Annotated in this window: 15 protein-coding genes; 8 read left to right on the plus strand and 7 right to left on the minus strand. The window is 60.4% G+C overall.

Annotated elements, in window-relative coordinates:
* The first annotated feature begins 144 nt into the window (after positions 1 to 144).
* Both AC6H34_RS20340 and AC6H34_RS20345 read left to right on the plus strand, forming a co-directional pair.
* The gene (locus AC6H34_RS20340; protein WP_448146779.1) at positions 145 to 360 is read left to right on the plus strand and encodes a hypothetical protein; all 216 of its coding nucleotides are present in this window, start codon (positions 145 to 147) and stop codon (positions 358 to 360) included.
* Positions 361 to 652: 292 nt separating this feature from the next.
* Positions 653 to 1,345 (plus strand): outer membrane protein, encoded by a 693-nt coding sequence (locus AC6H34_RS20345; RefSeq protein WP_448146780.1) that lies wholly within the window; start codon positions 653 to 655, stop codon positions 1,343 to 1,345.
* A gap of 785 nt (positions 1,346 to 2,130) precedes the next feature.
* Here AC6H34_RS20345 and AC6H34_RS20350 read toward each other — a convergent pair.
* Positions 2,131 to 2,499, minus strand: coding sequence for a hypothetical protein (locus tag AC6H34_RS20350; protein WP_497540033.1), 369 nt, complete (start codon positions 2,497 to 2,499; stop codon positions 2,131 to 2,133).
* 83 nt (positions 2,500 to 2,582) lie between these two features.
* Positions 2,583 to 3,845, minus strand: coding sequence for a low temperature requirement protein A (locus AC6H34_RS20355; RefSeq protein ID WP_497540034.1), 1,263 nt, complete (start codon positions 3,843 to 3,845; stop codon positions 2,583 to 2,585).
* 423 nt (positions 3,846 to 4,268) lie between these two features.
* On the opposite strand from AC6H34_RS20355, the gene AC6H34_RS20360 reads away from it, so the two are divergent.
* Positions 4,269 to 5,135, plus strand: coding sequence for a helix-turn-helix domain-containing protein (locus AC6H34_RS20360; protein ID WP_497540035.1), 867 nt, complete (start codon positions 4,269 to 4,271; stop codon positions 5,133 to 5,135).
* 162 nt (positions 5,136 to 5,297) lie between these two features.
* On the opposite strand, the gene AC6H34_RS20365 is transcribed toward AC6H34_RS20360, so the two are convergent.
* The 4 genes from AC6H34_RS20365 to AC6H34_RS20380 form a co-directional block, all read right to left on the minus strand.
* Positions 5,298 to 6,323: an alcohol dehydrogenase catalytic domain-containing protein gene (locus tag AC6H34_RS20365; RefSeq protein WP_497541247.1), complete on the minus strand. Its 1,026-nt coding sequence runs from the start codon at positions 6,321 to 6,323 to the stop codon at positions 5,298 to 5,300.
* Between the two features lie 315 nt (positions 6,324 to 6,638).
* Positions 6,639 to 6,809 (minus strand): hypothetical protein, encoded by a 171-nt coding sequence (locus AC6H34_RS20370; RefSeq protein WP_497540036.1) that lies wholly within the window; start codon positions 6,807 to 6,809, stop codon positions 6,639 to 6,641.
* 592 nt (positions 6,810 to 7,401) lie between these two features.
* Positions 7,402 to 7,608, minus strand: coding sequence for a con-10 family general stress protein (locus AC6H34_RS20375; RefSeq protein ID WP_497540037.1), 207 nt, complete (start codon positions 7,606 to 7,608; stop codon positions 7,402 to 7,404).
* Positions 7,609 to 7,895: 287 nt separating this feature from the next.
* On the minus strand, positions 7,896 to 8,732 hold the full coding sequence (locus tag AC6H34_RS20380) for a S1/P1 nuclease (protein ID WP_497540038.1): 837 nt from the start codon (positions 8,730 to 8,732) through the stop codon (positions 7,896 to 7,898).
* A gap of 178 nt (positions 8,733 to 8,910) precedes the next feature.
* On the opposite strand from AC6H34_RS20380, the gene AC6H34_RS20385 reads away from it, so the two are divergent.
* Positions 8,911 to 9,558: a cyclic nucleotide-binding domain-containing protein gene (locus tag AC6H34_RS20385; RefSeq protein ID WP_448146786.1), complete on the plus strand. Its 648-nt coding sequence runs from the start codon at positions 8,911 to 8,913 to the stop codon at positions 9,556 to 9,558.
* A gap of 132 nt (positions 9,559 to 9,690) precedes the next feature.
* The gene (locus AC6H34_RS20390; RefSeq protein ID WP_448146787.1) at positions 9,691 to 10,584 is read left to right on the plus strand and encodes a DMT family transporter; all 894 of its coding nucleotides are present in this window, start codon (positions 9,691 to 9,693) and stop codon (positions 10,582 to 10,584) included.
* A 1-nt stretch (position 10,585) separates the two neighbouring features.
* On the opposite strand, the gene AC6H34_RS20395 is transcribed toward AC6H34_RS20390, so the two are convergent.
* The gene (locus tag AC6H34_RS20395) at positions 10,586 to 11,602 is read right to left on the minus strand and encodes a substrate-binding domain-containing protein (protein WP_448146788.1); all 1,017 of its coding nucleotides are present in this window, start codon (positions 11,600 to 11,602) and stop codon (positions 10,586 to 10,588) included.
* A gap of 560 nt (positions 11,603 to 12,162) precedes the next feature.
* On the opposite strand from AC6H34_RS20395, the gene AC6H34_RS20400 reads away from it, so the two are divergent.
* From AC6H34_RS20400 to AC6H34_RS20410, 3 genes are all read left to right on the plus strand, one after another.
* Positions 12,163 to 13,422 (plus strand): ABC transporter substrate-binding protein, encoded by a 1,260-nt coding sequence (locus tag AC6H34_RS20400; RefSeq protein WP_497540039.1) that lies wholly within the window; start codon positions 12,163 to 12,165, stop codon positions 13,420 to 13,422.
* A 230-nt stretch (positions 13,423 to 13,652) separates the two neighbouring features.
* Positions 13,653 to 14,600, plus strand: coding sequence for a carbohydrate ABC transporter permease (locus tag AC6H34_RS20405; RefSeq protein ID WP_448146790.1), 948 nt, complete (start codon positions 13,653 to 13,655; stop codon positions 14,598 to 14,600).
* Positions 14,597 to 15,415, plus strand: coding sequence for a carbohydrate ABC transporter permease (locus AC6H34_RS20410; RefSeq protein ID WP_448146791.1), 819 nt, complete (start codon positions 14,597 to 14,599; stop codon positions 15,413 to 15,415). The genes AC6H34_RS20405 and AC6H34_RS20410 overlap by 4 nt, the downstream gene beginning before the upstream one ends.
* Positions 15,416 to 15,417 lie beyond the last annotated feature (2 nt).

Genomic DNA, 15,417 nt, shown 5'->3' on the forward strand with positions numbered 1-15,417 from the left:
CATGTTGAGGAAGACCAGTACTGTCCCAGGCAATAAACTCACCCTGGATCCCTCGTCGGCCATGCCTTGACCCGCGACCGTGGTGACGGTAGCAAAAGCGCCATAACGCGCCATGTTGCCGGGCCTGTTCACGCTCAGGAGACAATGAAAAAGCCAAAGCGGATCATTCTCGCTACAGTAGGCTGGTTCTCCATGCTTGCCGGAGTCGTCTTCGGCTCCGGACTGTATCGGTTCCTGGATATCGCCGACAAAAGCTGGATGTTTGGCGGTGCCGAACTCGACAGAGAAATGCGGGCGTGGATCGGCTTCAGCCTAGTCGGCCTTGTCTGCCTGCTGTTCTGTTACATACCTGAGGAATAAGTCGCTTCGCGCTGGGACCTGTCGAGGTCGAGAATATCAGGCTGTCCCTGTGTAGGGCGTGGCGCACGGGGCTGGGCGATTGCTACGTCGTGCAAGCGCCAGTCTTTCTGATCCGAGAGCGAATAGAGCATGACAGCTGCGCTGCAATTTCGCGGGCCAGCGCGGCTGTGCATTCGGGCTAGAAAGTTCAACATCGTTAATCAATCCTTTAATCCTAGTAGTTGTAATTTTGTCACCAATCGAACCTTGGTAGATGCTACCAGCTGTCGAAACCAATATAGGGGGAGTTGAGATGAAGTTTGCCCTTGCTGCTGGCGCACTGCTTGCCAGCGTTGCCACTGCCACGGCCGCCGATCTGGCAGCCGCTCCGGTGGAGCCCGTCGCGCCCGTCGTCCTCCCTTATAGCTGGACCGGCTTTTATGTGGGTGCCCACGCCGGATACGCCTGGGCGCAGGAGCGCGACAATGCCAGTTCGATCGCGCCCGCGCCGGTCGACAGCTTCAACGTGGACGGCGCCATCGGCGGTATTCATGCCGGCTACAATGAGCAGTTTGACGGTGGCTTCGTCGTCGGTCTCGAAGGCGATATCGATATCAGCGGAATTAACGGCAGCGACCGTGCCGTCACTATTGCCGGCCCGAGCAGGCTCGAAATGAAGAATCGCTGGCAGGGGTCGATTCGGGCACGCTTCGGCTATGCCTTCGACCGCATTCTCGTCTATGCCACGGGTGGTGTGGCGTTCGCCGATATTCGTGAACGGTGGAACCTGGCCAACGGGCTATTCGTGGGATCCGACACCAACACGCGCGTCGGCTGGACGGTCGGCGGCGGCGTCGAATACGCTTTCGATGACCATTGGAGTGCCCGGGCGGAAGTGCGCTACAGTGATTTCGGGAAATCGAACTTTGCCGTCGCGCCGGGCGTCCGCTTCCGGGGTGGCTTTCATGAGACGGTCGGGCTGGTTGGCGTAAGCTACAAGTTCTGATCTTCAATCAGGGATGTATGGAAGGGCCCGGCCTGGCAGCCGGGCTTTTTGTTGCCTTGCCGCCGAAGCGCCCTGAACTTCGGGCGACATGGGCCGGAGCCCCGTCGGGCGGCGGGGCGCGAAATAGGGAGTGGTCCGGAGGGAGGCTTGAGACCCATTCGGGGACGGTACCCGGCGGAACCTGCAACCCGCTCGAGCATGGCATGTCCCCGCCCGTGGCCTGTCCCTTCGTACAAGTCGCGCAATCCTTCTCTCGGGACCTATATTGCCTCTCTCAGCAAATGGATTGGGCGCCCGTGAAAGCGACAATATTGCCTGGAATAGATTGACCCAATGGGCGGGAGAAGCTGTGTCGTCGGTATCGCTCGTGAGTGCCATGGTCGATGACATTCGATTTCTCCTTACCTTTGAAACAAAATACTACAGAATCTCGAGAGGAGAGCGGTCTTGGAGGCTTCAGTCAGGCTGAAATCGGCAACAATTCCATCCGCTATGTTTGTCCAACATCGTCTCGCTCGTTCTTCCATTGGCATGTGGTCGGTATTGATGGTCAGGAACGGCCTCATGAGGATCAAGACTGTGATGGGGCTGGCATTTGTGTTCACTCTTGCCTCTCCTGCGCTCGCCGCCATCCTGGTGGCATCACCCCCGATAGGCTCGCCAGCCATCAAGGTCGCGGGTGGTTGCGGCTTCCTCTACCATCGAGGGGCCAATGGCAAATGCCACCGAAATACCCTGTCCACGCCGCCACCGGCCGCCCCCCTTCGCGGACCTGGCGGACAGCATCACTGCCGGCCGGGCAGCAAGGATCCTTGGCGCTGCAATTGACTCCCAGCGCCCGGTGTTCGGCCCATCCGTCGCCTGCTTATGCCGCGCGCCCTCGCGAGTGGCGGAACGGGGTTTGCTTCCCACCATGGGGTTTGTTCGGTCTCGGTGCTGTCGACCTCGGCCGAGGTCCCGTCCAGGAACTCGTAGCTGAGATTGGCGAAGCCATAGAGCTGCAGATGGCTAGCCAGTCCATCTTCTTTCTTCCAGGCATCGAGCTTCTCGATGCGTAGGCCGCCTCGGCTCCTCAGGCTGTCACCCTTGCCGAGTTGGTTGATCGAGTCGCTCCCGTCGACGAAGCTCAGCGTTGCGGCTGGCAAAGCGGTCATTCCACCAAATCCGGCATTGTCCAAGCGTTTGAACAGTCCCCCCTGCATTTCTGGTCTATTCGGGGCGCCTGATTTGCCGACACTCAGCCATTGCCGTGACTTCCGCGCAACATGGCCGCCGTGTGCAGATGCCCCCAGACCTCATAGCCCACCACTGAAACCGCTGGGGCCAAACTAAGAATGACCAGGCAGATCGGCATCGACAAACCAGACCACGAGGCTATGAACGCAAGGGCAATCACGCATGCCGTGGCTAGCAAGAGCCAACGATGAAGAGTGTCTCCACTTTGCATGAGGTAGCTATAGAGCGCGTAGAGGCCGCCAATGAAAATAACGAGCGGCACTGCCACCGTTAGCAAGGTCGCCGTCGGGCCAATATGAGCCTTGTGCTCGATGAAGTTCGCAGCCACATGCAAACCGGCTCCCGTTGCCACAATCGAAGCAACAATCGCCATGTGCCCATATCCCCACAAAAATGACTTGTCGCGATTCTTCTCCAAAGCCTCTGCAGAAGGAAGCAGATAGTAAATCCACCACATACCAAAGGTCAGCCCGATCCCTGCCAGCCCGACCAGTCCGACGGCAGGTGAGAAACCTTCGCTGTCTATGACGGCTGAAAGAGTTGCAACGGTGCCTACTATCCCTTCACCCAGTGCAATTATGGCGAAGAGACTGTAGCGTTCGGCGATATGATGAGGATGCCAGGGGATCCCTCCGCCGACACGCTCTGCCACGTAAGGGCCTGCCAGCTCGAAAATCGCAAGAATTGCGCCAAACATAAGGCTTGCGGTTAAAGGAAGATCAAAGAATATCTGTGCGATCCAACCAATCTGAGCGATTGAAATCGCGGCGGCATATATGTGGCAGGCATGTCTTTGATTTCCTCCCTGCTTCGCCGCGCGCAGCCACTGAAATATCATGGCAACCCGCATGATAACGTAGCCAAGGACCATCACCGAATTGTCGAGATACGCTCCCTGTTCTATTGAGGCGAACATTCTCGGTATTCCGAGAGCCAGAATGAGAACGCCTATCATCTGTACCATGGTGACAAGACGATACAACCAGTCGTCAGTATCGAAGGCCGATGCAAACCAAGTAAAATTGATCCAGGCCCAACAGATAGCAAAGCTCGAGAACCCAAAACCTATCACCGCGGAGAGAAAGTGACCTTCCGCCAGACCATGTGCGAGATGGGAGGCTGCCAGTCCAAATGCGATGACGAACGTCAGATCAAAAAGCAGTTCCAACGGGCTGGCAACACGGTGAGGTTCGTCAGGATCCCTTCCCCTCATTCTTATCAGATTGTGGCGTATATCTTTAGGGGATTGCAGAGCGGAGCTCATTCCAATTCTCATTATATCGGGTTGAATCATAGTATTTATTACACGTTCCCCGGTATCCGTACTAGGCGTAGATCGAGTAGCGCGGGTCGATATATGTGCGGTCTCGGATAAATATGTTTTCCGAACAGAAACCAGCAGAGTCCGATGCGGAACCTGCCTTCGCGTTGCCTAGCCGAAGAGAGCCTTTCATACCCGGTGGATCGGAATCGAGCTTTTGATCGGGTGAATTTGACCCCGCCGCTGTTGCCGGGACGGCAGCAATGCGCTTCCGGATTGGAAATTGTGAGAACCAAGTAGATCGATATAAATCACGGGTCAGTCGCGGGCTTCGCGACAACATGTTTTCTGTCGCTCATTGTTTTCCGACGCTCTGGCTCACTCTGATAGCTGGCTCTCCTCCAGCCGATTGACGCCGGGCCGTGATTGCTGACTTTCAACCGGGGGTGCAGGATGTTGTGTGGTAGGTTGGAAGCCTGGGGGCCGCAGGTCATTCTCGATGGCGCGGGTGTGGCATTCACGCGTACCGAGCCCAATGCAACCGGATTTTCGCAATCGGCTCATATGTTGCTCGTTCATCTCGCTGGCGAGCCCCAATGGAGTGTTGCGGTCAATAGCGATCGAAAGTTCACCGGTTTTGCTCCAGTCGGGGCGATCGAGATCGTGCCGGCTGGGAGCGAGGCGTCCGCTAGCTGGACTACGCGCAAGCAGAGCTTAAGGGTGGACATCGAGCAAGCTCGTCTTGAACGCTTGGCCGGCGCTGAATTCGACAGGGAAGCGTTCGAGCTGCAGCCGCCCAAGTTCGGGTATATCGACAGACAGTTGCATGCCACTGCGCTGTTGGCCCATAGCGAGCTAAATGGGCCAAATTCCTTTAGTGGGGCAGCGCTTGACGCCCTCGTGACGCTTTGTTCGATACATTTGCTCCGCACTTATTCCTCCTTGAGAGGGAACCGGTTTTCGCGGGCCACCGGCGGGCTGTCGCCGGCGGTTCTGAACCGCGTGGAAAGCTACATCCAAGATCATCTTGAAAAGTCTCTATCGCTCGAGCGACTGGCCTCGATTGCCTGTTTGTCGCCAAGCCATTTCCTCCGGGCCTTCAAGAAAAACACCGGTCAAACCCCGCATCAATTCGTCATTGCCGCTCGAATGGCCCGAGCACGCGATCTCATCCTCAAGACGGATCTTTCCTTCGGCCAGATTGCTATGGCGACCGGTTTTTCCTCCCATAACCATATGACGACATTGATGAAGCGGGCGTGGGGAGCGACACCTTCGGAAATTCGGCGATAGCGATTGAACACGGGCGCGTCGCACGAACTTTCGTGAGCAGGTGACGATGATTGCGAGAAGCTGTACTCCGGCCTCGCGGAGATGGCGCTCTTGCCGGGGAAAATTTGATCGACAAGAGCGCCACCGTGGGAAGCCTAATACGATGCGCGAGGCCGCTGGCCGTCAGTGGCCTTGTGACGGCGTGAACACGCCGCGGAACCGCATCTTGCCGGAGGAGAGGCGGTCATACGCTTCAGTCGCCTGATCGAGCGAGAAGGTCTCGACGATCGGCTTGACCTTGCCCCTTGCTGCAAGATCAAGCACCTCGCTGAGGTAATGCTGGCCGCCATGCGTCGAGCCAATTACCCGCTGCCGCATCATGTGGAACGGCACGCCCTCGGACGAGATCGAGAACGGTCGGTTAAAGTCCAGCCCGCAAAGGACCACGCGACCATCGACTCTTAGACCTGCGATCGCTTCCTCAGCAGAACCGAAATCGTTGGTGGTGACTAGAAGGACGTCCGCACCGCCGATATCCCGTAGCTCCTTGCCGTTGGCGACGACCTGATCGGCGCCGAGCTGCACGGCCAGATCACGCTTGTCGGCTGAATGTGTAATTGCAAAGGTCTCAAATCCGCACGCCTTGGACAACTGCAAAGCCACATGCCCGAGCCCGCCGATGCCCACAACGGCGATCTTCTCGCGTGGTTGCGGCTCTGCGTCCCTCAGGCCGCTCCAGGTCGTATAGCCTGCGCACATCATGGGTGCGGCGTCCGTGTACGCCAATCCATCGGGCAGCAAGACAGTGCCTTCCGCCGCAATGGCGATGTACTCGGCATGTCCGCCTTGCGACGCGAATCCAGTCGTGCTGGGCGAATCGCAGTTCATCGCAGTCTGGCCGGTCAGGGGACGGTTCTGCCGACAGTATGGGCAACGACCACAAGCCGATTGAACCCAGGTCGTGCCGATCCGATCACCCACCTTGCGCGTGTGCACGCCAGGGCCAACTTCGACAATTTCGCCGACAACTTCGTGGCCGGGAGTTTGAGGATAGATATCACCGCCATAGCCCTGGGTCGCCCACACGTCCGTATAGCACATTCCCGAGGCATGAACTTTCACCAACACAGTTCCCGGCTCCGCCTTCGGAACGGGAACTTCCCGCACCTCCCAGGGCCGGTTGGCTCCGGTCATCACGACTGCCTTCATCTTCACTTTCTGCTCCTTCTTGGCGTCATCCGTCCGGAGAATTTTCGGACGATCCGCGAGGGTTTCGCGAGGGGGGCACTGTTTTCGGGGTGGCTATTCGCCCCGGCATCGACCCTGGCTTCTTCGCCAGGGGTGTTCACGGCAGCGTGCCAAGTGAGCAAGCCGAGATATCGCCGCCACTCCAAGACGAGACGACCCGGCACAAGCGCGCGGTCTTTCCTTGAGAGCAGCCTTCTTCTGGAAGTCGGTGCATCGGATCCCGGCGCGACCAATCTAGGCCTGTGCACAGACATATTCGGCTCTTGGGCTGACGGTTCAGCCAATGTGCGTCCCGCCGGAAGAGCTGCCTGAAACCATGAAGAAGTCGCCGATCGTACGGGGATTGGAGAGTTTGCTCTCACCGAGGGCGATGCTGCCGGTGGCGTAGACTGACGTGGAGAAAAGAAGGATCGCAGAACCCGTAGCTGCAAACTTCAGGAGGCTCATATTAGTCCCCAACGCGATTTCATCGATGGGATACCTGCGAGATCATCAATCTCAATTCAATACGGGCGCCTCAAGTAATGATGATTTTATGTAAATGATGGTCATTTTCTAAATATTCGTGGCCACGTTATCCGTGCTGGCCGACGGTTTTTGCCTTGCCGTTCTCATCGTAACTCAGAAGTATTTTCGCAACGCCCGCACTCCGGCGGATGCCAGCGTGGTGACAGATAGTGGCGTGGATCAACGATGTTGCTGTCGGGGCCCAGGTAAGATGGTGCGATCCATCGTAATTCGATGGTGGGAGGGCAGCAAATGAGGCAGGCACGACGGACCGCCGCTGGCAATGACATGGCGACCAACCGCCTTGGGCGAGGCGAGGGACCCCGACGTCATGGCTCCTTCATGAGAATGCGCGCTTTCCTTGGCGGATCCGGCGGGCAGGGCGGTTAGCTAGGCCCAGGTGGGTCTCCTTCCCGCCCTGTCCAACCGGGATTTGGTGCGCCGAGCTTTGCGATCGAATCACAGAACGGCGCCAAGGCTCTTGCATCCGGCCGGCTGAAACACGAGACGGCCGGGCTTCCATGCATTTGCGTTAGTGCTGGCCGCCCTTCTTGCCGGCTTCCGATGCCCGTTCGCGGTCTTCCGCGAAGTTGCCGCCACCTTGCTGCTTGCCGCTGCCATGCGTGGACTGCTGATGCTGACCACCGTGGCTCTGTTCGCCGCCCTTCTTCCCGGCCTCGGAGGCATGCTCGCGATCCTGCGCAAGATTACTCTTGCCGCCTTTGTGCTCCGTGTTCATGGCTTGCTTCCTCTCCTCAATCCAGGGTCAAAGCGATCCACACGGGCAGGACAAGGGCTCGGCTACCATTTCGTTGGTCAGGGCGGGAAACCGGCAAAACCATCCCCATTCCCTATGCTGCCACGGCCGGTTGACGCGTGTGGTATCACTTACATAACCACTCGACGGGACTATCAGTTCCCGCGGATTGGATTCCCCCGGATGCCTTGCGCGTCCCGATCGAGCGGGAGGAGGCGGCATCTGAGGCCGCGGCGGGCGAATGAGGGTAAGCGCGTCCTCGGGTTTCCTCAGTCGCCCAGGAGGTGGTTCAGCAGCGCCGCCAGCCTCGCACCGCCGGTGGCGAGTTGCAGGTCGACCGTGGGCTGGACGGCTCTCTGGTAGTCCGTACCGATGGAGACGGGAGTGCCGGCCGACGGGGCCGGCGTCATCTTGTAGAGGCGCTGGGCGACGACGTGGCAGTCGTCCACCCAGGTCTTGGCCCAGTCGCCGTAGACGGTGGGCGCGGGCAGCTTGCCCGAGAAGCGCTTGTCGAGGTCGTCGGCGTAGGTGCCCCACGCATACACATGGGCATTGATGAGCGCATCGTCCCAGATCGCATGCAGATTGGTTTGCACGACGGGCAGGGGCTTGCCGTCGGGGCCTTCGATCGCGAGCGACACCGGCACCAGATTGCCGCCATTGTCGTTGTCGCGCTCGGCGCAGTGGAATGGCTGCGTGCTGTCTCCCACGAGATGGATGAGCATCAGCAGGGCCTGGCGATGCTCTGCCTCGTCCCGATGCGGATCGACCAGGATCGCGCTTTCCGTTCGAAGGGCCGAAACCAGGCAGGCGCCCTTGCAGTCCTCCTCGCCATAGGCAGGCTTGGCGACATCGATGTCGATGTAATGCCAGCTTTGCGTGGACGTGCCCTCGGGACGGAACTTGTAGTCGTCGGCCCAGCTTGCGACGCCGGCCATCAAGGCGCCACCCAGCAATTCGTGCACGATCCCGGCAGTCTTCGGCGCAAGGTGCCGTTGCGCCAGCTCGGCGACGACGGAGTGGCCGCGGTCGCCCCATGCGAAGGCGGGGACACAGGTGGCCATCAACGCCAGACACAGGAACGATCCGGACAGACCTATGCGCATCGAAGGGCTCCGTTCGTCGAATGACAGCGAGAGCATGGGCTCGTCGCGTGACGATGGAGTGACGTGACGAGGAGTGAAGACGTCGTGCGCTCAGGCACAGAATTCCGCCCCCTCGCAGCCGATATCGGGGGCGCAAGATGCCGGCCGCGGGGGCCGGTATCGGACTTTCGGTGCTGCAATGCTTTTCGATATCGCCAGGCTCGGCCTCATTCATGCCGCCGCCCTCATTTCCGTCGCCGCCTTGACCTGCCGGGACCAGATCGTGCTCAGGGCGCTGCTCGTTCTCTCGACGCTCCTCTACATCCTGTATTATTTCGTGGTTCCCGCGGTGCTGCTCTGGGACGCGATCTTCTGGACGGTCGTCAATCTCGGCGTGAACCTCTTCATGATGAGCAGGCTTCTGCTCGGGCGCACGCAGTTCCGCCTGAGCGAAGACGAACGGCGCCTCTTCGCTGCCTTCGGCACACTCTCGCCCGGCGAGTTCAGGGCGCTGATGCAGATTGCCACCTGGCGCAGGGCAGAGACCACGCAAATCCTCCTGCGCGAGGGTGCGCCGGTCGAGAAGATCTACTACGTCCTCGATGGCACGCCCAAGGTCAGCAAGGCCGGCCGCAGCTTCCCGTTGCACGCGCTGGCTTTCATCGGGGAGATAGGCTTCCTGCGCAAGACCCCCGCGAGCGCCACAGTGACGGTGGAACCCGGCACCTGCTACGTCGAATGGCCGGCCAAGGCGCTTTCGGCACTGCAGATGCGCCGCCCCCTGATCAAGGTCGCCCTCGATGGGCTGCTGGCCTCCGACATGGCCGTCAAGATGGCGGCGGCGTGAGGTTCGATAGCCCTCTTCGCGCGCGCTTGCTCCGCCTGCGAAAACTGATATTGCCTATATCAACCGGTCAAAAATTCCCCGACTCAACGGGGTCCCGTCCTGCCGCCGTCCCCCGCGCTGAATGAGATAGACATGACTTCCCCCCGGCAGGCCGGCATCGGCATCGTGAGTGTCAGGATGGGCATCGCCCTCTATCTGACCGGCGTCTTCTTCTTCGCCCTCAACGATGCGCTCGGCAAATGGCTGGTGGCGGACTATTCGGTGGGGCAGCTGATGCTGCTGCGGTCGGTGGGCGCCGCCGTCGTGCTCCTTCCGCTGGCCTGGCATCTCAAGGTCGATCTCTTCGACTTCAGCCAGTGGCGGCTCCAGATCGTGCGCATCCTGTGCATGGCCGGCGATACCTTTGCGTTCTACTACGCGACGCGCACCATGCCGCTCGCCGATGTGATGACTTTCTACATGGCCGCCCCGCTGATCATCACCGCGCTGTCCGTTCCGCTTCTCGGCGAGAGGGTCGAGCCTTTCCGCTGGGCTGCCGTCCTGGCCGGCTTCATCGGCGTGCTAATCGCCCTCCAGCCTTCCGCGGCCCTGTTTTCCTCCGCATCTCCGATCGCCCTGTTCGGTGCCGTCATGTTCGGGCTGGCGGTAACCGTGACTCGTCGCCTGCGCCGCACTCACTGGCTGCCGTTGGTGGTGTGGCAGTTCGCCGGTGCGGCCGTGATCGGCGGGGCCACCTTGCCGTTTGCCTGGACCACGCCGGACTGGTTCGACACGGGCCTGATGTTCCTGGTCGGCATCGTCGCCATGCTCTGCTTCATCTGCATCACCAGGGCGCTGTCGATGGCACCCGCCGCCACGCTGGCGCCCTTCCAGTATTCGGCGATGGTCTGGGCCACGCTGATGGGGTGGCTGGTGTGGCGCGACATACCGACCCTGCCCATCGTCGTCGGCAACGTCATCATCATCGGCAGCGGGCTGTTCGTGTTCTATATGGACCGCGCGGCAAGGCCCGTGCCGGCGGAATAGATCAGCTCACGGGCGGCACCGTCGAGCCGCGGAAGACCAGGTCCACGGGCCAGATCTCGGTCAAGCTGGCTGCATCCGCACCATTGGTGATGGCCATGGCGATCTCGGCCACGCGGGCACCGGCGGCGTGGATCGAGGAGAAGGTGGTCGTGAGCGCCGGTGTCAGCGTCTCGGGCCGAATGGCATCGAGCCCGTCGTCATGGGCGATGAGCGAGAGATCCTTGCCGATGACGCGGCCGGTATCGCGAGCGGCCCGCATCGCGCCCAGCGCGGAGAAGATCGAGGAGCACAGCAGCGCGGTCGGCGGATCGGCCAGATCGAACAGTCCGCGCGCCAATCGGTACCCGTTCTCCTCCGTCATGCGGGCGCTGCATTCGAGTTCCGGCTGTGCGGGGAGGGCGCGCTCCCCCAACGCCTTGCGCCAGCCCTGGGAGCGGTGCATCGCGAAGGTGTAGCGGACATTCTCGTTGATGAGGCCGATGCGCCGGTGCCCGAGATCGAGCAGCAGGGTGGTCGCCTGGAAGAAGGCGGCTTCGTTGTCGATGTCGAGATAGGCGTAGGCCTGGTTCGTGAGGCAGCGTCCATGCACGACCAAGGGCATGCCGAGGCGCTGCAGCAGCGCGATCCTCGCATCGTCGACGGTGGGCGAGGAAAGTACCATCGCATCAACCGAACGTACGCGGGCAAGGCGGCGATAGGTGCCTGCCTCGTCGCCATGGGCGGAGGAGACGAGCACGTCATTGTCGGCCAGCGAGCACTGGCTTGCGACGCCTGCGAGGAAATCGGTGAAAATGGGATCGAGCAGCATGTTGCGCTCGGACGAGAAGACGATGCCGATCGCGCCGGCCCGGCCGGTGGCGAGCTTGCGGGCGCTTGAATTGGGGCGATACTGGAACTTCTCCGCGGCCTCGAGCACACGCTTGCGGGTAGCCTCGCCCACTTCGGGAAAACCGTTCAGGGCTCGGCTTACGGTTGTCTGCGACAGGCCAAGGTGTTCGGAAAGTTCCTTCAAGTTCACCGCAACAATCCTTCCAGGCCTTCTCGTTTCTCTCTAAATGGTCTTCGGCACTTATCGGCTTGACTTGCCGGCGGCCGTTTTGTCGAAGCTGTTTGCCAGCTCTTCAGTACTTGGGGCATTTCTCGAAATGGGCGGTTTAGACAGCCGATGGCGGCTGCGAACACCCTGTTGAAGCGCTTTGAGCGGCGCTTTCTACGAGCTGGCCCGCGCCCACCATAGTCATTTCCAGGGCAGCGCGCATTCCATTTGTCATATTTATTGCGAAATTCACAGTTTTTTCGGTCATTTGGTCAAAATCTACCATTCGGGCCGGTTTTTGTGCAAAAGATCTCAGTTTGGCCAAGGCTTCCACATCATTCTGCTTACGCGTGGGGGTTGCTGCGCGGACATGTCACAGTCTGCCTTGACAAAGTCCTCTTTTTGTCCGAATGAAAATTCAAAGCGCTTTGAAATAACTTTGCGGCACATCATGGTGTGATGCCCGCAGGGGGAAACGCCGAAGCCTTTCCCGACCTTCCACAGAGAAGGCGGCATGGGCGATACAAGAGGAGGAAGTCCGCATGTTCATGCGTTTGGCTCTGGCCGCTACTGCGTCCATGGCATTGACCAGCTTCGCCCATGCTGCTGAAATCTCGATTTCCTGTGGCGCCGTTGGCCAGGAGTTGAGCCTTTGCAAGAGCGGTGCGGAAGCATGGGCGAAGAAGACGGGCAATACCGTCAAGATTGTCTCGACGCCCAATGACACCAACGAGCGCCTGGCGTTGTATCAACAGCAGCTGTCCGCCAGTTCTTCCGAAATCGACGTTTTCCAGATCGACGTGATCTGGCCAGGTATTCTCGGTCAGCATTTCGTCAATCTCTCTCCCTATACCAAAGGCGCCGAAAAGGAGCATTTCCCCGCGATCATCGAGAACAACACCGTCAATGGTGAATTGGTGGCGATGCCCTGGTTCACCGATGCGGGCGTTCTCTACTATCGCAAGGATCTCCTCGATAAGTACGGCCTCAAGCCGCCGGCGACGTGGCAGGAGATGACCGACGAAGCCACCAAGATCCAGGACGGCGAACGCAAGGCCGGCAACGACAAGTTCTGGGGTGTGGTCTTCCAGGGACGCGCCTATGAGGGCCTGACCTGCGATGCGCTCGAGTGGATCGATTCCTTCGGCGGCGGCACCATCATCGACGCCGAAGGCAACATCACCGTCAACAATCCCAAGGCCGCCGCTGCGCTCACGCTCGCTGCCGGCTGGATCGGCAAGATCGCGCCCGAAGGCGTCCTCAACTATGGCGAGGAAGAAGCCCGCGGCGTGTTCCAGTCGGGCAATGCCGCCTTCATGCGCAACTGGCCCTATGCGTGGTCTCTCGGCAATGGCGCCGACAGCCCCGTCAAGGACAAGATCGGCGTAGTGGCCCTGCCGAAGGGAGGCGAGAGCGGCAAGAATACCGGTACGCTCGGCGGCTGGCAGCTCGCAGTCTCCAAATACTCCAAGAACACGGATCTCGCGGCCGATCTCGTCGTCTATCTGACATCGAAGGACGAACAGAAGCGTCGCGCCATCGAGGGCAGCTACAACCCCACCATCACTGCCCTCTACGACGATCCGGACGTGTTGAAGGCCGTGCCCTTCTTCGGCGATCTGAAGGCGACCTTCATGAACGCCGTGGCCCGTCCCTCGCGCGTGACCGGCGCGAACTACAACGAAGTGTCGACCAACTTCTGGAACGCCGTCTCCAATGTCCTCTCGGGCAAGGAGAAGGCGGAAGACGCATTGACCACCCTCGACAGCAATCTCGCTGGCATCAAGGGTTCGGGCTGGTAAGAAATCCTCCCCGCCTGCGCCGCGAGCTCTCCGGGTTCGCGGCGGCTTTTATTCCCGCTGCCGTTCCGTGTAGCCGGGTCGATCTGCCTTATCGATCCGGCAACGCCGCGTGAGGTCCTGGCGTCGGTACGCCGGGCGACATGCGCCGGATGCGTCGATCCCGCGGCGGCCGCCCGGCCGGCAATCGAGCCGGCTCGCCCCAACAACAAGGTCTCCTGAGAGGGGGGTACATGGCCAGTCAATCCGAACTGACGCGCGCCAGGGTAAAATCCGCATGGCTCTTCCTGCTGCCGATGCTGGTCGTGCTTGCCATCGTGGCCGGATGGCCGCTTCTGCGCACCATCTGGTTCGGCTTCACCGACGCGAAGCTGTCGACGCCAACCTACAAGTTCATCGGTTTCGGCAATTATCTAGGCTATGCCGGCGGCCACTGGTTCGGATTGCTCACGCAGGGCAACTGGTGGCGCTCGGTGTGGAACACCGTGTTCTTCTCTTTCGTCTCCGTGGTGCTGGAGACGGTGCTCGGCACCATCGTCGCCCTGGTGCTGAACGCCAATTTCAGGGGCCGTGCCATCGTGCGCGCCGCCGTGCTGGTGCCCTGGGCCATCCCGACCATCGTGTCGGCAAAGATGTGGCTGTGGATGCTCAACGACCAGAACGGCATCGTGAACCACATCTTCCAGGATACCGGCGTCAACTATGTCCTGCAAAGCCTCGGCCTGATCTCCAACCAGATCTCCTGGACCACCGGATCGATCGCGCTGTGGACCGTCATCATGGTCGACGTGTGGAAGACCACGCCATTCATGGCGCTGCTCATCCTTGCGGCGCTGCAGATGCTGCCCTCGGACTGTTACGAGGCGGCCAAGGTCGACGGCATCCATCCCGTGAAGGTGTTCTTCAAGGTGACGCTGCCCCTGATCCGTCCGGCACTGATGGTGGCGGTGGTGTTCCGGGCACTGGACGCCCTGCGCATCTTCGACCTCATATACGTGCTGACACCCAACAACGACTACTCGATGTCGATGTCCGGCTTCGCCCGCCAGCAGCTCTATTCCTTCTTCAAGACGGGCTACGGCTCAGCGGCGGCCACGCTCCTCTTCCTCATCATCGGGCTCATCACCGTCGTGGCAATGACCGCCGGCAAGGTGCGTGTTTCGGAGGACGCTGTGAAATGACCAGGATTCTCAAGCCCATCGGCTTCTGGCTGCTCGTCGCCGCCATCGTCATCTACGCTGTCTTCCCGTTCTACTACACCATCCTGTCATCCATGCGCACGGGACAGGGACTGTTCAGCACCTCGCTCATCCCCGACTTCAACTTCGGCAATTATGTGAGCGTGTTCGAGCAGCAGCCCTTCGCCTGGAACATCCTGAATTCGCTCTTCGTGGCCGTGACGGTCGTGATCATATCGCTGTTCCTCGGGGTGACGGCCGCGTATGCGCTTGGCCGCGTGCACTTCAAGGGCCGCGGCCTCCTGCTGATGACCATCCTCGCCGTCTCGATGTTCCCGCAGGTGGCGGTGCTCTCGGGCATGTACGAGGTGGTCAAGGCCCTCGGCATCTACGACACGATGTTCTCGCTAATCCTGTCGAACCTCATTCTGACGCTGCCTTTCACGGTTTGGGTTCTCACCACCTTCATGAAGGAACTGCCGCGGGAACTGGAGGAGGCCGCCTTCGTGGACGGGGCCACGCCGTGGATCGTGGTCCGCCGCGTCTTCCTGCCGCTGATGTGGCCCGCCATGGTGACGACGGGGCTGCTCGCCTTCATCGCAGCCTGGAACGAGTTTCTCTTCGCGCTCACCTTCTCGCCCAACAACCGGACCGTTCCGGTGGCGATCTCCCTGATGAGCGGCGCAAGCCAGCAGGAATTGCCCTGGGGCAACATCATGGCCGGTTCGGTCATCGTGACGCTGCCGCTCATCGTCCTCGTTCTCCTGTTCCAACGCAAAATCGTGGCGGGCCTGACCGCCGGCGCCGTCAAGGGGTAAGC

The sequence above is a fragment of the Labrys sp. ALF-8 genome (assembly GCF_059699065.1).